This window comes from Paenibacillus sp. CECT 9249, assembly GCF_918697855.1.
GTDB lineage: Bacteria > Bacillota > Bacilli > Paenibacillales > Paenibacillaceae > MSJ-34.
Genome location: NZ_CAKKLI010000041.1, coordinates 19,717 through 40,356 on the forward strand (window position 1 = coordinate 19,717; position 20,640 = coordinate 40,356).

Annotated in this window: 20 protein-coding genes; 12 read left to right on the forward strand and 8 right to left on the reverse strand. The window is 51.9% G+C overall.

From position 1 onward, the window contains the following. Positions 1-35: 35 nt before the first annotated feature. Together LQ229_RS21195 and LQ229_RS21200 are read right to left on the reverse strand one after the other, a co-directional pair. Positions 36-482: a PTS sugar transporter subunit IIA gene (locus tag LQ229_RS21195; protein WP_230192846.1), complete on the reverse strand. Its 447-nt coding sequence runs from the start codon at positions 480-482 to the stop codon at positions 36-38. Between the two features lie 23 nt (positions 483-505). Then, positions 506-2,599, reverse strand: a complete 2,094-nt coding sequence (locus tag LQ229_RS21200; protein WP_216540659.1) for a BglG family transcription antiterminator — start codon at positions 2,597-2,599, stop codon at positions 506-508. 257 nt (positions 2,600-2,856) lie between these two features. On the opposite strand from LQ229_RS21200, the gene LQ229_RS21205 reads away from it, so the two are divergent. Next, positions 2,857-3,774, forward strand: a complete 918-nt coding sequence (locus tag LQ229_RS21205; protein WP_216540658.1) for a YafY family protein — start codon at positions 2,857-2,859, stop codon at positions 3,772-3,774. A gap of 121 nt (positions 3,775-3,895) precedes the next feature. Here the strand turns inward: LQ229_RS21205 and LQ229_RS21210 are convergent, their stop codons facing one another. Next, positions 3,896-4,765: an SDR family oxidoreductase gene (locus LQ229_RS21210; RefSeq protein ID WP_216540657.1), complete on the reverse strand. Its 870-nt coding sequence runs from the start codon at positions 4,763-4,765 to the stop codon at positions 3,896-3,898. Between the two features lie 212 nt (positions 4,766-4,977). On the opposite strand from LQ229_RS21210, the gene LQ229_RS21215 reads away from it, so the two are divergent. The 3 genes from LQ229_RS21215 to LQ229_RS21225 all read left to right on the forward strand — a co-directional run bounded on the left by LQ229_RS21215 (position 4,978) and on the right by LQ229_RS21225 (position 7,404). Further along, positions 4,978-6,063, forward strand: a complete 1,086-nt coding sequence (locus LQ229_RS21215; RefSeq protein ID WP_216540656.1) for a WG repeat-containing protein — start codon at positions 4,978-4,980, stop codon at positions 6,061-6,063. A gap of 155 nt (positions 6,064-6,218) precedes the next feature. Next, the gene (locus LQ229_RS21220) at positions 6,219-6,845 is read left to right on the forward strand and encodes a TetR family transcriptional regulator (protein ID WP_216540655.1); all 627 of its coding nucleotides are present in this window, start codon (positions 6,219-6,221) and stop codon (positions 6,843-6,845) included. A 22-nt stretch (positions 6,846-6,867) separates the two neighbouring features. Then, positions 6,868-7,404: a GNAT family protein gene (locus LQ229_RS21225; RefSeq protein WP_216540654.1), complete on the forward strand. Its 537-nt coding sequence runs from the start codon at positions 6,868-6,870 to the stop codon at positions 7,402-7,404. A 119-nt stretch (positions 7,405-7,523) separates the two neighbouring features. On the opposite strand, the gene LQ229_RS21230 is transcribed toward LQ229_RS21225, so the two are convergent. Further along, positions 7,524-8,195, reverse strand: a complete 672-nt coding sequence (locus LQ229_RS21230; RefSeq protein ID WP_216540653.1) for a hypothetical protein — start codon at positions 8,193-8,195, stop codon at positions 7,524-7,526. Between the two features lie 294 nt (positions 8,196-8,489). Between LQ229_RS21230 and uvrA the strand changes: the two genes are divergently transcribed. Then, positions 8,490-10,988 (forward strand): excinuclease ABC subunit UvrA, encoded by a 2,499-nt coding sequence (gene uvrA / locus LQ229_RS21235; RefSeq protein ID WP_216540652.1) that lies wholly within the window; start codon positions 8,490-8,492, stop codon positions 10,986-10,988. Between the two features lie 38 nt (positions 10,989-11,026). Here uvrA and LQ229_RS21240 read toward each other — a convergent pair whose 3' ends face one another. From LQ229_RS21240 to LQ229_RS21250, 3 genes are all read right to left on the reverse strand, one after another. Next, on the reverse strand, positions 11,027-11,731 hold the full coding sequence (locus tag LQ229_RS21240; RefSeq protein WP_230192847.1) for a MerR family transcriptional regulator: 705 nt from the start codon (positions 11,729-11,731) through the stop codon (positions 11,027-11,029). A 239-nt stretch (positions 11,732-11,970) separates the two neighbouring features. Beyond that, the gene (locus tag LQ229_RS21245) at positions 11,971-12,075 is read right to left on the reverse strand and encodes a YjcZ family sporulation protein (protein WP_230192848.1); all 105 of its coding nucleotides are present in this window, start codon (positions 12,073-12,075) and stop codon (positions 11,971-11,973) included. Between the two features lie 213 nt (positions 12,076-12,288). After that, entirely contained in the window at positions 12,289-13,641 is a 1,353-nt protein-coding gene (locus tag LQ229_RS21250) for a lytic polysaccharide monooxygenase (RefSeq protein ID WP_230192849.1), read from the reverse strand. A 527-nt stretch (positions 13,642-14,168) separates the two neighbouring features. Here LQ229_RS21250 and coaW point away from each other — a divergent pair. Together coaW and LQ229_RS21260 are read left to right on the forward strand one after the other, a co-directional pair. Further along, entirely contained in the window at positions 14,169-14,987 is an 819-nt protein-coding gene (coaW, locus tag LQ229_RS21255; RefSeq protein WP_216540649.1) for a type II pantothenate kinase, read from the forward strand. Positions 14,988-15,027: 40 nt separating this feature from the next. Then, complete coding sequence (locus LQ229_RS21260) at positions 15,028-15,327, forward strand: antibiotic biosynthesis monooxygenase (RefSeq protein WP_216540648.1); 300 nt, start codon at positions 15,028-15,030, stop codon at positions 15,325-15,327. Between the two features lie 74 nt (positions 15,328-15,401). Here the strand turns inward: LQ229_RS21260 and LQ229_RS21265 are convergent, their stop codons facing one another. After that, positions 15,402-16,334, reverse strand: coding sequence for a DNA-3-methyladenine glycosylase (locus tag LQ229_RS21265; protein WP_290370063.1), 933 nt, complete (start codon positions 16,332-16,334; stop codon positions 15,402-15,404). 252 nt (positions 16,335-16,586) lie between these two features. Between LQ229_RS21265 and LQ229_RS21270 the strand changes: the two genes are divergently transcribed. From LQ229_RS21270 to LQ229_RS21290, 5 genes are all read left to right on the forward strand, one after another. Beyond that, entirely contained in the window at positions 16,587-17,507 is a 921-nt protein-coding gene (locus LQ229_RS21270) for a DUF4097 family beta strand repeat-containing protein (RefSeq protein ID WP_216540647.1), read from the forward strand. Positions 17,508-17,659: 152 nt separating this feature from the next. After that, positions 17,660-18,130 (forward strand): GNAT family N-acetyltransferase, encoded by a 471-nt coding sequence (locus LQ229_RS21275; protein WP_216540646.1) that lies wholly within the window; start codon positions 17,660-17,662, stop codon positions 18,128-18,130. A 52-nt stretch (positions 18,131-18,182) separates the two neighbouring features. Then, on the forward strand, positions 18,183-18,449 hold the full coding sequence (locus tag LQ229_RS21280; RefSeq protein WP_230192850.1) for a hypothetical protein: 267 nt from the start codon (positions 18,183-18,185) through the stop codon (positions 18,447-18,449). Positions 18,450-18,647: 198 nt separating this feature from the next. Then, the gene (locus LQ229_RS21285) at positions 18,648-19,343 is read left to right on the forward strand and encodes a transcriptional regulator (protein ID WP_230192851.1); all 696 of its coding nucleotides are present in this window, start codon (positions 18,648-18,650) and stop codon (positions 19,341-19,343) included. Continuing rightward, positions 19,340-20,617 (forward strand): MFS transporter, encoded by a 1,278-nt coding sequence (locus tag LQ229_RS21290; protein WP_230192852.1) that lies wholly within the window; start codon positions 19,340-19,342, stop codon positions 20,615-20,617. The genes LQ229_RS21285 and LQ229_RS21290 overlap by 4 nt, the downstream gene beginning before the upstream one ends. The last annotated feature ends 23 nt before the right edge of the window (positions 20,618-20,640 follow it).

The following is a 20,640-nucleotide window of genomic DNA, read 5'->3' on the forward strand; positions in this document are numbered from 1 at the left end:
AGCTATTTTTCGTTATGGCAAATCGGGATGAGACGTTATTTCGCTTCCGCCTTGGCGAGCAACGCTTCGACTTCGTCGGCCGTTTGAGCTTGACGCATCGCGGTTACATTGGCCGGATCGTTCAACAATGTCGTCAATCGCCGCAACAAAGCGATATGATCCGAACTGCTCGACGAACCGAGCGCGAATACGAGCTCGACCGGATCGTTCGCAGGATGGCCGAATCGGACCGGCTGTTTGAGACGGGCGAATGAAACGGACGCTTCGCGCACTCCGTCTTCGGCCTTCGCGTGAGGCAAAGCGATATGGGGAGCGAGCACGAAATAGGGCCCTTTGTCCCGATAGGATTTCAGCATCGCTTCGATATAGCTCCGTTCGGCCGCGCCGCCGTCAACGAGAAGCTGTCCGGCCGCGCGAATGGCGTCTTCGGCGCTATTCGCCTCGATATCGAGCGCAATCAGGCTTTTTTCTAAAAAACGCATGGTAAAATCCTCCTTAGTGTGTCCTATGAAGTAGTGGAATATTGACGGATCATTCGAAAGATTTCCGACTCGTCGGCTGCATTCGCCAGTCGATCGCGGTTCTTGTCCTCCCTGAGCATGGCCGTCAATTGGGACAGCGCTTTGAGATGCGTTTCCCCGTCCGAGCTAGCCAAGACGAACAGCAGGCAAACGCGATGTTTCGGATCGCTGCCGAAAGCGACGCCCCGCCGGATGCAAAGCAGCGCCATGGAAACGCGGACGACGCCGTCCTCGGGCCTGGCATGCGCGATCGCGACGCCGGGCGCAACGACGATATAAGGGCCGCGTTCCTCGATTTTGCCGATCATGGCTTGGACATATGGGCGAATAATGCATCCCTCGTTCAGTAAAGGTTCGGCGGCGAGCCGGATTGCGGAGCGCCAATCTTCCGCTTTGTCGACCGCGGCGATCCGGGATAGGGGCAGCAAATCTTGCAACGCCGGTTTGCGGTCTTCCGGCGTTTGGGTGCGCGCTGCCGTTAAATAGCGTTGGATATCTTCGTGCAAATCGTTTTCATCGCCTATGGTCGCGTGTTTTTTGACGATGTCGACGATGGTCTGCGCCGATGGGCCGGGCATTGCGTTTCCGCCGTCCAGATAAGGATGTACTTGATTGAGCAAATGCGCTTTCTCCGTATCGCTCAAAATGGCGTTGACGATAAAGACGGGAGCGTTCGCGCCGGTTAACGGCACGGTAGAAAAAATAAAATCGACCGGTTTGTCGAACGCTTCATAGTCCCGCAAAGAAAGAATCGCTTCGATATCGACGGCAGGGAACAATTGCTCCAACTGAATTTTCAATATCCGCGAAGCGGACACGCCGTTTACGCATACGATTGCCGCCGATTTGCGCGGTGCCGGCTCGGTTTGTTCCCTGCGCAGCCAGCCGCCGAAATGCATGGACAAATAAGCGATCTCATGCTCGTCAATAGGCTTGTGGAGCAGTTCCTGGAGCGGGTGCACCGATTTTTTGGTCAATTCGAATATTTCCCGGTATTTGTCTTTCATCGTGTCCGTCAAAGGGTTTTCCTTGGCAAGGCCGTATTTGATCCGGTAATAAGCCGATTTCACATGAAGAAACAGCTGTTTCTCCAACGCTTCGCGTTGTTGGAAATAAACGCATCCGAGCCGCTCGAACGTATCGATCATTCGGCCGGTCGCCTTGCGCAGCCGCATCGTTTCGAGATCGTCCGATTCGTCTTCCATCTTATTGACTTTGGCAGCCAATAGATGAACGGTAATATAACAAGCCTCATCCTCCGGCAATTGGATCTCGAACAATTCGCCAAGCTTTTGCGAAATATCGAGCGCCGCTTTGAATTGCGGAGTCGCTTGCAAAGCTTCTCTCTCGTCCCGGTCCATCGAGACGGTTTTCCCTTGAATAATCCGGTTCGTGTAGAAAATTAACCGAACGGCCAACTCGACGATCGTCTCGTCTGTCAATTCCATGCCGATCGTTCTTTCGCCGGAAGCGATAATGTCGTAAACGGCGGACAATTGCTCTTCCCGGAAAGAGGGGATATGGGATTTATACAGATTGGCGTTGACCAACCCTTGGACTTGCGAGACGAAGTCTTTCCAACTGATATGGGACAGCAGTTCGGACAGAAAATGGGAGAGGGCCGTTCGTTGATCTTTCTCGTTTCCCTGCACCGTATATCCTTGCTTGCGCTGAAACTTGACATGCAGTCCGAATCCGGCCAACTCTTCCCGCAGCGCTTTGAGCTCGGAATGAGCGGTCCCCCGGCTGACTTGCAGCAGTTGTTCCATATCGTGGAGGAACATCGGTTTCGCCCGGCTAATAAGATGCAAGCCTAGCCAAGCTTTCCGTTCGTTGCGCGACAAGTAATAATGATTCGGCTGAATCTCTTTCGCTTTGCCGGGAAGCTGCTTGCGCGATTTTTCGGGAAGGAGAAACCCTGTCCCGCGGACGTATTCGACGGGAGGGAGACGATTGTCCCGCAGCCAGTCGTTAATTTTACTCATATCGTAATAGACGGTCCGTTTGGAAATATGAAAGGCATTCATCAATTCTTGCACCGGAACGTAATCCTCCGTCTCTTGCAACAACGCGAGCATCGAAGTGCTTCGTTCATCAAGAATATTCCTCCAACCCCTTCCAATAGGATTTACCTTTCCTGTAAGTCATTATACTTAACGGCATTTGGCTAAAGACAGTGCAATCATTGTACGTTCTAGTTTGCAAAATTATACGGTTTCGCATTCGGCGGGCGGAAACTTTTTTGGATTCGGACAAGATGCGGGAAGGAGGAGATCCGGTCGGTTCGCAGAATGTAATACTGTTCATTCTTTTTTAATGCTTGGAGGGATAGCAATTGAAGCTGGATCGGCTGTTGGCGATTACGATGGCATTGTTAAATCAGAGAAGAGTAACCGCTGCGGAACTCTCCGAGCGCTTTGAAGTATCGCTCCGAACGATATACAGGGATATGGAGGCGATCAATCAAGCGGGCATTCCCGTCGTATCGTTTCCCGGTTCGGACGGCGGTTACGAGATTATGGAGGGCTATCGGCTGGATAAACAATACTTGACGCTTGAAGATTTCGTATTCATCTGCACGGCGCTGCGGGGATTTCAATCGGCCACGGACAATCAAGACATTGCCGGCTTGCTGGAACGAATCGGATCGCTCGTCCCCGGCCGTTCCGTACAGGAGGAAAGCTCCAACCTCCATTTGAATTATGCGCCGACGCCGAACGAGAAGGAGAAGATCGGACCGCTCAACGCCGCGATTCGGGAATCGCGGCTCGCGGCATTCGAATATTGGGATGTTTACGGCTCGGAAACGAAACGAACGATCGAGCCGATGGGGCTATATTTGAAAGGTTATGCGTGGTATGTATGGGGTTATTGCCGGATCCGCTCCGATTTCCGGATATTCCGGCTGTCCCGTATCAGCCGGCTGCAAACGTTGCCGGACACGTTCGTTCGCCGCGCGATGACGTTGGAGCAATTGGAAACGAGACGGGATTCCGAGGAAAGACCCGTTCCGTTCCCGGCCGTCCTTCGTTTTCATCCGGCGGTGAAGACGAGAGTAAGGGACGAATTCGAAGCCGGACGAATCGAAGCGAAACCGGACGGCTTCATGCATGTAACGAATTCATATTATTCGAAGGGGCATGCGATTCGGCATATCCTCAGCTATAGCTCAAACGTCCAGGTGCTGTCCCCGCCGGAATTGATCGAAGAGTTGCGGCGGCATCTGGCGAAGATCGCGCAGCTCTATCCATAACAACGGCTGCGTTTTAGAAGCTTTTGAAAATATCAAAAAAGCAAATAGGCGAAGGAATGAGCTTGGTATCTCGATTTGGCCGAGGCGCGGTCTAGATACCAAGCTCAGAACGCTCGTCGATTCAGAAGCCTTGCTTGGCGGCATAATTGCCCCAATGGGGCCGTCTGCCGTCGATATCCGATATGCCGTATTCATCGGAAAGGCCCCAGCTTGTCAACACGGAGCCGGATTTCTCGAACAACCGCGAATCGGCGGCGAGGGCGGCAATGCCGCGCCCGATAAAGTACGGCGTTTCCGATTCGCTGAAATGCGGGTCTTTGGCGACGGCATCGCGCCAATTGGCCTCTGCCACGCCGAAATGGTCCAGCATCGCTTCGGAGCGGAGAAAGCCCGGCGTGACGGCCACCGCCGCAACTTGATGCGGGCGAAGCTCCGCGGCCATCGCCTCCGCGAGGTGGATCGCCGATACTTTGGCAAGGCTGTAATATAAATTGCCGCGATAACGGTAATCGGAGCCGTCCGTAATTTCAATGATGAGCCCTTCGCGCCGGGCAACCATGTACGGCGCTCCGTAATAGCTGGTAATCATGTGCGATTGGACGGCCGTTTTTTGCATGGACAATCCGCCCGCAAGCGAATGTTGCCAGAAAGGCGTATCCCATTCCGTGAGCGGATCTCCGCCCCAAATGTCGTTGACCAATATGTCAAGCCTTCCGTCTTGCTGTTCCGCAACTTGCCGGAAGAAAGCTTTCACCTCTTCTTCCGAAGTATGGTCCACCCGCATCGGTATGCCGATGCCGCCGCGCGCCGTCACCATTTCCGCCGTTTCCTCTATCGTTTCTTTGCGGCCCATGCTTGACGGATTGCCGCGCACGCTCCTTCCGGTACAGTAAACGGTGGCCCCTGCCTCGCCCAAACTAACGGCAATGCCGCGTCCGACTCCGCGTGTCGCCCCGGCTACCACCGCTATTTTTCCCTGTAACGGTTTCATCCATCGATCGCTCCTTCAACGTATGTTTTTGATTACATCTTCATTGTACCGATCATATATGACAACAATCGTCATATATGCAAACATTTCCGAACGGCCGGATTGCGGCATAGGTTCTTCATATTGGCAAGCGCCGGCTGTCGGTGGTATGATCATTTTGGATATGATGCTAAAAAGTTGAATAACAATGCACTTCATGGGGAGGAAGAAAATTGAAGAAAGCGATATTGTCTTACGCGCTCGTATTGTCGCTATGTTTTGCTTATGCGGGAACGGCTGCGGCAGAAGCGCCGGCCAAGTTCGAACCTGCCGCTTCGGCCGAAGCGGATATGCTGTATCCGATATGGAAGGACGGAAAATACGGCTTTATAAACGGGGAGGGCGAGACGATCATAGAACCGGTGTATGACGGGTACGGCCAAGAGCCGGGGAATCCTCCGTACGTCGTCGACAAGGCCGGGGGCAAACAAATCTACTATGATGCAAACGGCAGCCGCCTCTTCGATTGCCCGATCAATCGCTGCAGTTATTGGTCGGACGGCATGGTCTTATTCGGGGAGCAAATCGAGTTAGAGAACGGCAAGAATGCGGTAAGATACGGTTATTTGAACGAGAAAGGCGAACGCGTCATTCAACCGGTTTATCATGTCGCCTCGCATTTCAAGGAAGGTATGGCCCGGGTCAATATGGGCAAAGCGAGCGGCTATATCGACAAAACCGGCAAGCTCGTTATTCCATACCGATTCAGCAGCACCTCCGATTTCTCGGAAGGGTTGGCCGCCGTCAAATTGGCTGTGGACGGCTTGTACGGGTATATCGATAAGACGGGCAAGCTCGCCATTCCCGCCCGTTTCGCCGATGCGGCGCCGTTCTCCGACGGCGCGGCGCGCGTATACGTCAACGGCAAATACGGATATATCGACCGGGAAGGAAAATATATTCTCAAACCGCAATTCACTTCCGCCGGACCGTTCTCGGAAGGATTGGCCTTTGTGGAGCGGAACGGCAAATCGTTCTATATTAACAAAAAAGGCGAGAAGGTCATCGCGAGCGCGAACGTGCTTGCTGGTGGGACATTCGTCCACGGTTTAGCGCCGGCAAGCCCAGGGCAGAAATACGGATTCATCGATAAAACCGGCAAGTACGTCGTCAAGCCTTCGCTGGAATGGGCGGATTCGTTCCGCGGCAAACTGGCCAAAGTGTATGTAAGAACGAAGGAAACGAGACCAAGTTATGACGACTGGTATATCGAGGGATATATCAATACGCGCGGCAAGCTTGTATGGATGTCGGAATAGGTCTGTTGAACGAAATAGGGCGACTATTGGAATTTCCAATAGATCGCCCCTTTTTTTATTGTTGAAAACGACATTGATGTCGTTTATAATGGAATTGCGTATAAAAACGACATTAGTGTATATTTTGTAATTGTTAACGAAAGGAGTTGAGACCGGTGTCGCCGAAAGTAAGCGAAAAATATAAGCAGGAGAAGAAAACGGAATTGCTGCAAGCCGCGCTCAAAGTGTTTATCCGGAAAGGATATACGCATGCCTCGATGCAGGACATTATGGACGAAGCAGGCGTATCGCGCGGGGCGCTGTATGCCTATTTCGACAATATCGAGCATGTCTTTATGGAAGTGCTTCAATTTGAGGACCGGAGAGTGCTCCAATTTTTCGAACCGGACGAGCATTCTCCGTTATGGAATCAATTAACCGAGTGGGTAAGGAAGCAACAGCAGCTCATTGCATCGATTCATCACTCGCTTTTGCGCGCCAGGGCGGAATTTTTCCTGTCGTCGGCTTATTTGCTGAACAAGGAACATTTTCCTTATATTGCGCAGCGATATCGAAGCTTGGCGGAGGCCATCGGACGATTCGTCCGGTTGGGGGCGGAACGGGGCGAGTTTCAGCCGCGCATGCAGCCGGAATCGATCGCGCTGTATTTCATTTCTTGCATCGACGGATTAATGCTGGATACGTACCAATTAGGTCCGGAGCGCACCAAAGTAAGCGAGCAGCTCGAGGTTTTGGAGTTTTCTTTGAAGGAATTGCTGTGTCCGAACGCGGACGATAAATGATAGATAAGAAAGGGAGAGCGCAGTGTTGTTCGAAACGGATAGAATCAAGTTTAGAAAAATGACGGCGGAAGATGCGGAGCTATATCATTCTTGGAGAAACGATATGGAAGTGATGCAGACAACCAGTCCTTTGCTGGATATGCATACGCTTGAAACGACGAGAGATTTTGTCAATCATGTCATTCTCGGATCGGATTCGGCCAAAAGCTATATGATCGTGGACAAAGCGTCGGGCGCGCCGATCGGCGTGACGTCGCTCACCCATATCGATTATAAAAATCGGAATGCCGAATGCATTCTCGATATCGGAGCGAAAAGGCATTGGGGAAAAGGATACGGCACGGAGGCGCTGCGGCTGCTGCTGGACTACGCGTTTCTTGAAATGAATTTGCACCGCGTTTCCTTGTGCGTCTTTTCGTTTAATGAGAGGGCGGTCAAGTTATATGAGAAGATCGGATTCAAACAGGAAGGAATCACCAGGCAAAGCCTGTTTCGGAACGGAGGCTGGCATGATCTGATTCATATGGGCATTCTTCAGACGGAGTATGCCAGGCAATAGTGTTTGCCGAACACGGCCCCGACTATGAAACGAACGTACCTGATGGGCAGGCGCATCAGGTTTTTTTCTTTGATTGCAATATAAAAACCTGGGGGACCCAGGCTTTTCTACGAATGATTTTATTTATTTTTTCGTTTCGACGATGGGGATATCTCTTTCTTCGAAGCGTTTTTCTTCATTAAAGTTAGATCGCGTTCGATTTGTTTCTCCTTGGCGGGGGATATTTGAACGGACTTGACCCGATCCATGGCGGACAGAGCCTTCGAATCGCTAACGATAAAAATTCGCGCTTGATCGCCTGCAATTTTCCGTATTTCCCGCACGACCATATTCATGTTGCTTTCCCGAACCCCTTTTGCCCCCACAGGATGGCCGGCCCCTTTGGCGCTTAAATGACCTTTCCCCAAATTGCCTGTGTTTAAACTCCATTTTGCCTTTTGAAGCTGCTTCTTCGGATCAGCGATATAAACGTCCTTATCATGTACCAGAACTTTCACATCCGTCATACCCGCCGCATGAAACATTGCTTCTATTGTCGAGGAATGACCGCTGTCGTAAAGTCCGGAGCTTTTGATTCGGCTGTCGATCACTTGGCCGCCTTTACCGCTAGATGATTTCCCTTTCCGGTTATCGCTCGCTTTTTTCGTTGTTTGTTTCTTTTTTTGCCCGGATTTCGCTTCCACTTTTTTGGTTGATTGGGCTTTCGGCTTCTCCTGCTTTTGCGCGCATCCGCTTAGCATCGTTGCGATACAAAGGGCCGTTATCGCAATCCTCATCCAAGTTTTGGCCAATGCAAATTCCTCCTTCTGCTTCGAAGTTTGAATATTGTTATGATGATCGTCCGGCGAATGTATTATTAAGGGGAATTATTAGGGAGCAAGAAAGTTAATGGAATTTTTTCGCTAGGGTACGGTAAAACGAGCGGAAACATTATTAAGAAAGTTTAAAGCTGCATGACGGACTTAACGCCGAACGATCCCGGATCGGGAAAGGCTAGTCGAATCAACTTTATCACTTGCATCAATGTTGTAGTATGAAATTGTCAAAATGAAAATTTCAGTTTCGTCTTACAAGGAGGAATGCAAGTGCAAGGGAATATCAGGATTCAAGGCGCAAGGGAAAATAATCTGAAAAACATTTCGCTCGAAATTCCGAAGCATAAGCTCGTCGTCGTGACAGGCCCGTCCGGCTCGGGCAAATCCACTCTGGCGATGGATACGCTGCAACGAGAATGCCAGCGGCAGTATATGGAGTCCATGGGCATGATCTCCGATTCGATCAGCAAGCCGAAAGTGGATTCCATCGAAGGGCTTTCGCCGTCCATCAGCGTCGGACAGCATGTGACGAACCGCAATCCGAGATCCACGATCGGCACGGTAACGGACATCTACACGCTGCTCAGAATTATGTTTGCCAAGCTGGGCGAACGTCCCTGCCCGGCTTGCGGTACGACGGTTGCGCCTGCGATCGCTGCCGAAGCCCCGGTGCGCGGAATCGCCGATGAAGAGTACGACGCGCTTGAGAAGGTTCATTGCCCCAATTGCGGGCACACGCTGGACAAATTGACGATGTCCCATTTTTCGTTCAATAAACCGGAGGGCGCCTGCGGGAGTTGCGACGGATTGGGGCATGTCGCCTCGCTCGACATGAACGCCGTATTCGACGAAGGACGAAGCTTGCGCGGAGGCGGCGTGCTGCCTTGGTACGATTTCCTTGTTGAATACAATTTGAGCATATTGAAAGCCGCCGCCAAACATTACGGTTTTGAATTCGACGGCGATTTGCCGATCAAGGAGTATAGCGCCGTCCAACGGGATTTGCTTTTGCATGGGGTAGAGAGCGAACAATTCTCCGGCCGTTTCCCGAATATAAAGCCTCCGAAAGGGGTGAATCAAGGGAAATTCGAAGGTATCGTAACGGGCATGTGGAGAAGGTACAGAGAGAAGGGCGGAGATTCGGGCGGATCGGAGTTTTTCCGCGCACAGATTTGTCCCGACTGCGAAGGGGCGAGGCTGAGGAAAGAAAGCCGTCTCGTTTCGGTCGGCGGCGCTTCGATATCCGAAGTAACTTCCTGGCCGATCGGCGATTCGCTGGCTTGGATGAAGTCGCAGCAGCAGTCGCTTCCGGAAGAGAGCCTGCAGCTTGTCGAGCCGATTTTGCACGATATGATCGTGAGAATGAAACGCATTGCCGATGTCGGGCTAGGCTATATGTCGCTCAATCGGCAGGTGGTGTCGCTGTCCGGCGGAGAGGCGCAGCGGCTGAGGCTGGCCTCGATATTGGGTTCGGGACTGACGGGCGTGCTGTATATTTTGGACGAGCCGACGTCGGGATTGCATCCGCGCGATACGCGGGGCTTGATTCAAGTCATGAAGCAACTGCGCGATTTGGGAAATACCGTGCTTGTGATCGAGCATGACGAAGAGGTGATGCGGGCGGCGGATCATATTATCGATATGGGTCCGGGAGCCGGCAGCTTCGGAGGTTATGTCGTAGGGCAAGGGCGGTTGGAAGATTTAATGAATCAGCCCGAATCGGTTACGGGCGCTTTTTTCAAAGATGCGAATCAACACCCGGCAGAACGGAGGCGAAGGCGGGGGATGGGGAAGTCGCTGACGATTCATGACGCGCATTTGCGAAATTTGAAACATATTACCGTTTCATTCCCGCTCGGTTGTCTCGTTTCCGTTACCGGCGTTTCCGGTTCGGGCAAGTCTACGCTGCTGTTCGATCTGCTGGCCTCTTCCGATCGGGAGCGGGGAAAGCCGGATGGCTGCGGCAGCGTCACCGGATGGGAGGAGGTCGGCAAGCTGATCACCGTCAACCAGTCGCCGCTAACGCGGATGCAACGATCGAATATTGCGACATATACCGAAGTATACACGATATTGCGAAATTGGTTCGCCGGATTGCCCGAAGCGAAGCGGAGCCAATTGACTTCGAAACATTTTTCGTTTAATACGGCGGGCGGCCGTTGCGAATCATGCCAAGGGCTTGGCGTCGTGTCGGTTCATATGCATTTTCTGCCGGAGTTGGAAGTACGTTGTCCCGCTTGCCGCGGCAGACGGTTCAAGGAAGAGGTGCTGCGAGTGAAATATCAAGGCTTCAGCATTTCGGATCTTTTGGATATGACCGTGCAAGAAAGCTTGCCCATCTTGGGCGATCACCCGAAAGCGGCCAATATGACGAAGCTGCTATGCGAAGTGGGGCTCGGATATTTGAAGTGGGGTCAATCGGTCAGTACGCTATCCGGCGGGGAAGGACAACGCATCAAGCTGGCAAAAGAATTGGGCAAGCCTTCCAAGCATCATACCTTATATTTGCTGGATGAGCCTTCGACCGGCTTGCATCCGAACGATGTCAAACCATTGCTCGTTCTGTTGGACCGCTTGGTCGACGCCGGCAATACGGTTATTCTCGTAGAGCATAACATCGATCTGATTCGCAGCTCGGATTGGGTCATCGATATCGGGCCGGGCGGAGGAGACGCCGGCGGTTCGATCGTCGCCGAAGGCACGCCGGAAACGGTGGCTCGAATCGCAGCGTCGCATACCGGCCAATTCTTGAAAGAGAAGTTAGGGTAAGAGAGGGGGAGCCGTATGAATGATTCGACATGATCGATTCAATCGATTAATTTCAATACATTGCACAGGCGGTATAGATAGTGGATGCCCTTGATTTGAGCCTGATTTAAATCGTTCAAATATTTCAAAGAATCGCGGGCGATTCGCCTCGCTTGTTCGACATTATGGCCGTCCAGTTCCTCAATGACTTGCTTGATCACTTCGAGCGAATATACGGCCGCCCGCAACGTCCCTATAATGAGCACTTTGCGCACATGCGACCGGTTAAACTTTCGATAACCGTTGTCATTGTCCCGCGACACGTCGAGCAACCCCATCTTTTCCCAGTGCCGAATCGTGGTGCTGGGAATTTGCGTTTCTTTGGACACTTCCCCGATCGTCATCCATTTTCTTTTCTGTTTGGCATCCGCCTCGTCGAGCTCTATGGATCCCAAAATTTGCACCGTCTTCTCGGCAAGCAATTTTTTATGGTGCAGGCGGGCTTGCTGTTCGTTTACGAGCCAGAACGCGTCTTCCGCTTCCTTGTTTTGAATTTTCATCATCGCGTTTTTGGTCACCTGCATGCCGAAACCGGCGTTCATGGCGCGGATGCATTCGAAATAAGCAAGATGTTCTTCCGTGTACAGCCGATAACCGTTCTTGGCGCGCTCAGGGGCCGGTACGATCCCCCATTCTTCGTAATGGCGCAAGGCGCTTGTGCTGATGTTGAGTTTGCGTGCGATATCGATCGGTCTGATGCTCAAGGCACACCTCCGAGAAGTTGTTACCAAAAATGTAATCAATCTTGCCGGCTATTGTCAACCTCACGATCGGGCGCTATCGCCTTTGCAGGAAATCCAAGACAGACGAATCGAAGACGTTCAAAGAAATGGGAAAAGCGCCTATCGGCTAGGCGCTTTAGGATTTCTTGCCAGCATTCAGTTCGTTGTCGCTGTCAATTGGGGATACTGCGGTTTGATGTCAAGACTAGGCGGTGAACTTATCAGTATTTGAAGCCGCAAATGCTACAAGCTACGATAACCAGAAGGATGAATAACACCAAAATCGTACCAGTGTTCGTGAAAGCTCCTCCAACGTATCCAGACAATGCACAGCACCTCCTTGATTTGTGTACTTTATGTTATGAGTGCGATTGGCCTGTTGATTGTGTGATTGTACCTATGCGAATGAACTAATATTGCAGATCTTCTCCGGCGGCATCGGTACGGTATGTAAAAACCCCCGACGGGGGCGGCTCGTACGGTATTGCGCCATCTTCCGTACGGAGCCGCTGTCCGGCGAGGGTCTTATCCTATGTGTATTATTTCAGCAGCCATAATGCAGGGACATTCGGCGGTTCCCAGCCGGTCAGGGACGTATGGGCTTGCCGGCATTCGTACACGTTGCCTCCGTATGTTACGAGAGCGCCGACGCTATATTGAACGCCGGGAGCCCAGGCCGGAGCCTCCGAGGACGAATTGGTCGTCGCGCTGACGGCATTGCTTGCGCCCGATACGTTGCCGCCCGCATCCACCGCGCGTACCGTGAATGAATACGTCGTGCTCGAGGCAAGCCCGGCGACGGTATAGCTGAGCGACGATCCCGACACGGTGGCGACTAAGGTCGAGCCCCGGAAAACTTGATATCCCGTCACCCCGACGTTATCCGTCGAGGCATTCCAAGCGAGCGATACGCTGGAGGCCGACGTACCCGTCACACGCAAGTTTGCCGGGGCGGTTGGCGGATCCGTATCCGGCGTCGGTCCGGAAGTCGTTGCGCTGACGGAGTTGCTTGCGTTCGACACATTGCCGGCCGCATCTACGGCTCGAACCGTAAACGAATACGATGTATTCGAGGCGAGCCCGGTGACGGTATAGCTTAATGTCGAACCGGAAACGGTTGCGGCCAAGTTCGTGCCGCGGTATACCTGATATCCGGTGACTCCGACATTATCGGTCGAGGCGTTCCAAGCGAGCGAAACGCTGTTTGCAGTCACTCCCGTCGTTCTCAAATTCGTCGGCGCCGTAGGCGGTTGATTGTCGCCGGACCCGCCTCCGAAATTCGCATCGATGACATTATAGAATGCGTTGGCGGTATCGGCAATTTCCCAAACAGCCAGAATAACATGATAGCCGGAGCGGCTCGGCACGTTGCAAGAATGGGTAACGGAATTCGGCGGCCGTTGTCCGCCGTCATTGAAACTGCAGAAGGGAGTAAGATCGAATGACGCCCGTTTCAACGGTTCGTTCGGGTTCCAGTCCGGCTTCGTAATATAATACTTCCATGAAGTCGTTGCATGAGCCGCGGTCAACGTCCAATGGAACGTATTGTTGCCGCTTGACATGTTCACTTTCGTCCAGCGCGTCGCCGTTTGCTGATCCATTTCCGGAAAAAGGCCGTTAGCGCTCGCTATTTTCCCGTCGGCGGGTCCGGCTTGCGGAAATCCTTTCGGCCCTTCCAAACTGTGCGGATCGTATTGGACCGCGCCGCAATTTGTATTTTGCCCGAGCTTGCACAAATAGCCGCGGCTGGCCGGAGAATCGACATAACCGTGTGCGGAAGCGCTTTCGGCAAACGCCAGCGACAAAATCATCGTGAGCAGCATCGTACCTGCGATAATAAATACCATTTTCCATTTCGTAACGAATTCGTTCAGGGAAACTTGATGTACCATTTTATTCTCCTCCTTTTTTTTTACCTTCCAATTTTTCGAAACGGGCTTTCGAATTCATAGCAAGGAAAGCAGCTGGAATGAGAACGGATACATTACTGCGATCGCTGTCGCGTCTGTACTGCCGAAACAGTGGACGATCACCTCCTTGGCAAATCTAAAAACAAACCACCTCCTTTCATATGGGGGAACTTGGTTAAATATATCTATCAAGCAAAATGTGAAGCGCCATGATGGAATATATGAAACGGCTCGAACGATCGATAGGAGTGTTTCGTTGGTTAAAGCGTAGAACATTGTGAGGGAATCTAGATATTATGTCCTAAACTGGAAATAATTAATAATATATTATGTAAACAATTATAACGGCTTGTCCGAAAAAGTCAATAAAAAAATTGTCGATCCGTTCGGCCCCTTTGTCTTGTAAGAGGAACACGAAACCGCTGCCCTTTATATTTGTTGAATCCTATATAGAACAAATTCATAGTATAATAGAAACAAAACAAATTTGGCGTTAGGGGGAAAAAGCGGTGGCAACGATACCCAAGATTGGCGTCGATGCCGGGGGGACGCTGGTGAAGATCGCGTTTCGAAGCGAGGACTCGATTCAGTATCATAAGATTCCTTCCAGCCAATTGACACAAGCGGCATTATGGATTAACGAGCATCGTCCCGAAGCGATCGTTTGTTTGACCGGCGGCAAGAGCCGCTTGCTTGCATCGATGCTGGAACGCGACGCGCGGCATATTCCGGAATTCGCAGCCACTTGCCGGGGAATTCGGCATTTGCTTCATCAAGGCGGAATGGGAATGCCCTCTTTCCTGTTAACCAATGTTGGAACGGGGACATCGATTCACTATCTCGACGCCGATTCGCATGCGAGGGTCGGAGGTACCGGCATCGGCGGAGGCACGGTGCTTGGATTGTCCTATTTGTTGACAGGACTGCGCGATTACGAATCCATCGTAAAATTGGCAGGCGAAGGAGTCCGAAGCAGCATCGATCTTACCGTCGCTCAAATTTACGAGGGAGCGGTTCCTCCCTTGGCAGGAGATTTGACGGCAAGCAATTTCGGCAATATCGACAAGTTCGCCGGAAGTCCGCCGAAGAAAGAGGATTTGATCGCTTCGGTCATCGGATTCGTCGGCGAGACGGTGGCTACGGTAAGCGCGCATGCCGGCGGGCAGTATGGAACGGCCGACATCGTGTTTATCGGTTCTTCCTTTGCCGATAACGATCCGTTACGGAATGTCGTGGAAAAAACGGCCCTGTTCAGAGGCGCCAATCCTTATTTTGTGGAGAACGGGGAATACAGCGGTGCGCTTGGGGCGCTTATGGCGATCGGATAAATGATTATCCGAAAAATCGGACAAAGAGGGAATGGATCCTATGAAAATTTTGGAAGTAGCGATTTTGCATATAAAGCCTGGGTTGAAAAACGAGTTCGAGAGCAGCTTCCGCAAGGCGTCGCACATCATTCGCAAGATGAACGGTTACATCAGCCATGAATTGCAGAAATGCATCGAAGAAGAAAATAAATATATTTTACTCGTCAGGTGGGAATCGTTGAAGGATCATATGGTCGGGTTCAGGCAATCGCCCGAATATGAGGAGTGGAAAGCGCTGCTTCATCACTTCTACGATCCGTTTCCGGTCGTCGAGCATTTCATCGACATCAGGCTGGATTAATCGCATGCCCGGTCCGCTTCTTTAACAAAAGGCGGGCCGGGCATTTTTGTCGTGAAAGGGGCGCTTCATGTCTATTAATAGAGAACTCTCCATAAATAAAACGTCGCATATGCCTCCCAGCCGGTCCATGAGGCCGACATTTGCTTTATCTCCTCGACGGTCGGTTTGCGCTCGGTTCCGGTCAAATGTTTGATGGCGTTATGAAGGCCGACATCTTGAACGGGAAAAGCGGACGGTATTCGCAGGCATCGCATCATGACGTAATTCGCCGTCCACGGTCCGATTCCCCGTATGGCGACAAGCCGTTGCTCTGCGGAACCGCCGCCGTGTTCCTCGTTCAACAAAAGCTCTTTGCTTAACTTGCCTTCGGCTATAAGCTTTGCCGCTCCGATCAAGTATTCCGATTTTTTGGCGGTCATTTGCAAATCGATGAGATCGTCCGCGGCCAGGCCGGCAATACGCTCAGGCGTCGGAAAGAGCCAATAACTCCTTCCTTTCCATTCGGCGCACCGCCCGTAGCGTTCGACGAACCTCCTTTTCAACGTATACGCAAAGGCAAGATTGATTTGCTGTCCGATAATCGCCCAACATAGCGCCTCGAATAAATCCGGAATGCCGACGATGCGCAAGCCGCGGAAACGGTCGACCGTAGGCCGCAGCAATTCGTCGGCATGCGCCATGGCGTAAAATGGCGTCAAATCCGTATCCAAATCGAACCATTCCCTAATATATTGAACGGCCGCGGAACGCGTCGACGCGCTCGGAGGATCGGCAGTCCCTTGAAACCGGACATGAAGCGCCTCTTCGCCCCCGCCGCTGATTTTCACGATCGGATATTCCGGCCCGACAGGGATCCGTTTGTATATTGTACCATCATCAATATAGTGCATGCATTCGTTGCCGGAACGGCTCATATAGCCTACCGTTTCCGCAAAGTTGAAATCTTCCGGCACGGGCACTTGCAGCTCCGGCCCGCGATATTCCATATTGCCGTGCGGATTGCTCATTGGCGGCGTTCTCCTTCTTCATCGTCCAGATATCGAATATTGTACCATGAAACGGCCGGGTTCGAGATTCGAAATGTTGCTTTCCTATTTTTCAAGAGAGCATGCCGATGCCGCAAACTGGACCTAAGTCGGGTGCGAATTACACCGCTCGACCGGTGGAGGACGGACGCGCCGATGTTATACTGAAACTGCGATCAAGAACGGCGGTTTCGGCGAGATCGGCATGAGTTTGCGAATTGGGGAGAGACAGAGATGAGAAAATCGGTATTTTTAGGGGTCGTCCTGGTGGCGGCAGGCTTGTTTGGCTTATTGTATTCCATATTCGGTTCGGGGTATGGGTTTGCGGGAAATTTCCTATCCTTCGGCACGAAGCAGATTGATATCGAGAAAACGGTCGATGCGGATCAGTTATCCGATATTCTGGTAAAAGCGGACAGTACGAACGTGAAGGTGACGCATAGCGATTCGGACCGTATTAGCGTTCGTTTGCATGGAAGAGTAAACTCCCGCGACGCGGAGAAGACGGACATCAAAATAAACGCTCAAGGAGATTCCCTGGAGGTAGGAATGGTCAGTCCGCGCGGATTTCACATCGGATTCAATTGGAAGGAAATCGAGCTTTCGATCGGGCTGCCCGACAAACAATGGGAGACGCTACAGGTGCAAGTGGGCAGCGGCAATATCGATTTGTCCGGCGTGAACGCAGCGAACATGAACGTGAAGACCGGCAGCGGCAACATTAATGCGTCGAACATGACGGCGTCGGATTCGATCGCGCTCCATTCACGGTCGGGCAATTTGGTTGCCGAAGGATTTAAAGCGGACGCGCTCGTTTTTGATCTCGGCAGCGGGAATGCGAAATTGATGGACGGCGAAGCGAAATTGTCGGGGAAAACGAGTTCGGGCAATATTCGGGTGGAATTCGAAGAACTGATCTATGACGCCGATCTCAAGACGGGAACAGGCAACGTGGACGTTTTGCTGGCCCGGCAACCGGAATCTTTGGCGGTACAATACAAAGGAGGCTCCGGCAAAGGGACGATCCGATGGGACGGCATGAATTACGAGGAAAGCGACAAAGAAGGCCGTTCGATCAAAGGGACGTTCGGTTCGGGAGACGTTCAACTGAACGTGCGCACCGGTTCGGGGGATTTTAGGCTGGACCGGCCGTAGCGAGACGATAAGGGAGGAGCGGCGGCTCGCTCCTTTTTTTGTTTTGCAGTCGGAATTCGGCGATTCGCCGCCGAAAAACATCGGTGAGAAAGCAGGATTTTTCGAGTCGGATTGCGTATATACATATATTCCGTAAAAAAGAAGGTGGTTCAATGTTCAGCTACAGAAATGCGAAAGAGATCGATTTTACGGTCATATCGGCGTTTCCGCAAAATGCGGCGGAGCAATATTATATGTTTCCTAAAGGGAGCTATCCGCTCAAGCCGGATCAGTTGGCCGAGGCGGCCAGGAGCCGGGTGCTGCCGACGGTGATCGAGCGCGGCGGCGAGGTCGCCGGTTACGGCAATTTCTACGATGTGAAGGAACGCGATCACGCTTGGTTAGGAAATATTATCGTCAATCCGAAATGCCGGGGCAACGGGGCGGGCGCATATTTGCTGAACGTCATGAAGGAAAGGGCTAGAGAGGAATTGCATTTGCGCCAATTGCGGCTGATTTGCCATAACACGAATACGGCCGCACTTGCCCTCTACCATAAACTTGGCTTCCAACCGTTCGAAATCCGGATATCGGAAGGAAAGCGGGATATCGTCGGGATCGCGATGAGAACGGATCTTCCCTAATCGCGTGCCTGCCGATACAGAAAACTGCAAACTGGCGAAGGGGGCGGACAATATGAAAACGATCGTGCAATCCGTGATCTTTTCCCTATTGTTGATCGTTGTGTATTACGGCGTGCAGATCGGCATCGGTTACTATATGACCCTGCATTACGTGCCGGATATCGTCGACAGTTATGCGCAAGTGGGCTATTTGCAGCATCAAGTATCGTTCGGCGTCATACGAGGCAATCCCGGTCTGGAATTCGCCGCGTTATTCGTCGGCGGCTGCGCGGCGTTTATCCTGTTGAAGACGTTATGGCTTCGTACAAAGAGAAAATAACTTCAGTAACGATTTGTTTGCACCGCCGGTTATTGCCGGCGGTCTTTATACTGTTCGGGCGGTTTTGTGCAACATAACCGTCCGCCCTCGAAAATTTCCGAGAGAGAGATCAGTTTCATATGTTGCATTTACAACGATTAAATATTATAATACATTCAAAATATTTTTAATGTTAAAAAACATTGGAGGGAATAACGGTTGAAACGATTTATGATTATCGAGACGCCGGACCAACTGAAAGCGATCAGCGACCCGTTGCGGCTGGAAATATTAATTATGTTGATCAGACAGGAATACACCGGCAAACAGGTAGGCGACGTCTTGCACACATCCGCATCCAAAATTCATTATCATTTGAAAGAAATGGAGCGAAACGGATTGCTCGAAGTGACACGCACCGAAGAGAAAAACGGGATCGTCCAAAAATTTTACCGCGCCGTCGCATTCGATTTCCGCATCTCGGAAGAGTTGCTTCCGTCTTTGAAATCCGACACGACGATCATACAAGAGACGATGCTAAACAATTTGCGGTCGGCGATGTACCGCCTCCGCCATGCTCCGGAGGAATCGTTTCTCTCCTTCGCCCCGGAATCATCCAGGCCGCCGGTGCTGCACGGAAACGGGGAGTATAAGGTTCCGCTGCATGAAATTAAGGACTGGGTACGAAAATTCAAAGCGCTTGTGCAGGAATTCGAGGAATTGGAGAGCAAATATGCCGAACGCGTACAGCGCGGCAACGCGCAAGATGTTGGCGAATTGTTCTTCTTCTCGTACGTCGGATTTATGACGAACGAACAGTTGTACGTTTCGGACGAAATGTCGCTCCCGGAAGCGTACGAACCGGTGGACGATATTGTCGTCCGCAAGAAGCGGGAGGAGGACCGGACGCCATGAGGGCCGGTTTGCGCGATTTTGCCGGGCTGTCTTCATCCTATTATTGGCTATGGGTCGGCAACATTCTTTCTTCCTTCGGGGACGCGGCCGTCCTCATTATGCTATCCTGGTTTCTCGTCGATACCGTTACGATGAAAGGTGCGCTCGGCATTGCGCTCATGACGATGGGGATATGCAGAGTGGTCTTAATGCTCGTTGGCGGGATTGCATCCGACCGGTACAACCGGAGGACGATCATGTTCCTGTCTTTAATCGCCCGGGGGGCCGTGCTCTTCTTATTTTCCCTGGTCATTCTCGTCTGCGATCCTTCATGGTATCCGGCGGCCGCTTTTGTCATGGCCGGGTTGTTCGGAGCGGTGGACGCCTTCTTCTGGCCGGCGAGCGGGGCGATTGTACCTTCTTTGGTAGCCAAGGACCAGCTTGGGGCGGCGAACAGCCTGTTGTCGATTTCCCAGCAGATCAGCATCGTCGGCGGGCCGTTGATCGCTTCGGTGCTGCTCGGGCATGTTTCATTTCCGGTGATGTTTGCGGTCAACGCATCGATGTTTGCGCTAGGGTCTCTTTTTATATTCGCGATCCGGATCAAACCGGTTTCGCCCGGCCGGCGGGACGAGGCGCCGAAACCGGCCGGATTTATAAGGGAACTAATGGACGGGGCGAAATATATGATTTCGATTCGCATCCTCTTTCTCTTATCGCTCTTATCGCTGCTCATTAATTTCATGTTAAACGGCCCGCTGAATGTCGGTCTCCCCGTCCTGATTAAACAATTGAACTGGGACGGCAGCATGTTCGCCAATATGGAGGGAGTGCTCGGAGCCGGAGCCGTTGCGGGAGGCATCATCGTCGGTTTATCCAAAGGGTTTCGCGGACGCTTGCATCTGCTTGCCTGGTTCGTCGTCGTCATGGGCGGAAGCCTGACGGCTCTCGGTTTCATGCAGCAGGCCTATCACGGGTTTGTCGTGATGGCGATATTGGGCATGATGCTGACCATGATCGACGTACCTTTTAACACCTACGCGCAAACCGTTGTCGAAACGCATATGCTCGGCAGGTTTATTTCCTTAAACCGCCTCATGGGGCTTGGATTGTCGCCGCTTAGTTATTTTCTGGCTTCTTTTTTGCTCGATCATCAAATCGCAACGCCTGCAATTGTTCTAGCGATCGGAGGCGCGAGTGTCGCATTCATGGGAATCTGCCTATACTTTACCCGCGATTTCCGGCGAATCGAGCAGCATCCGGCATGGAGGCAAAAAGAAGTTTCCGTTTCATGAATAAATGTTGGCAATGCCGTGAA

Coding starts and splice junctions, on each gene's coding strand:
- LQ229_RS21195 (WP_230192846.1), bottom strand. CDS start 482: ATGCGTTTTTTAGAAAAAAGCCTGATTGCGCTCGATATCGAGGCGAAT.
- LQ229_RS21270 (WP_216540647.1), top strand. CDS start 16,587: ATGAGAAAATCGGTATTTTTAGGGGTCGTCCTGGTGGCGGCAGGCTTG.
- LQ229_RS21200 (WP_216540659.1), bottom strand. CDS start 2,599: ATGCTCGCGTTGTTGCAAGAGACGGAGGATTACGTTCCGGTGCAAGAA.
- LQ229_RS21275 (WP_216540646.1), top strand. CDS start 17,660: ATGTTCAGCTACAGAAATGCGAAAGAGATCGATTTTACGGTCATATCG.
- LQ229_RS21265 (WP_290370063.1), bottom strand. CDS start 16,334: ATGAGCAATCCGCACGGCAATATGGAATATCGCGGGCCGGAGCTGCAA.
- LQ229_RS21210 (WP_216540657.1), bottom strand. CDS start 4,765: ATGAAACCGTTACAGGGAAAAATAGCGGTGGTAGCCGGGGCGACACGC.
- LQ229_RS21260 (WP_216540648.1), top strand. CDS start 15,028: ATGAAAATTTTGGAAGTAGCGATTTTGCATATAAAGCCTGGGTTGAAA.
- LQ229_RS21250 (WP_230192849.1), bottom strand. CDS start 13,641: ATGGTACATCAAGTTTCCCTGAACGAATTCGTTACGAAATGGAAAATG.
- LQ229_RS21290 (WP_230192852.1), top strand. CDS start 19,340: ATGAGGGCCGGTTTGCGCGATTTTGCCGGGCTGTCTTCATCCTATTAT.
- LQ229_RS21280 (WP_230192850.1), top strand. CDS start 18,183: ATGAAAACGATCGTGCAATCCGTGATCTTTTCCCTATTGTTGATCGTT.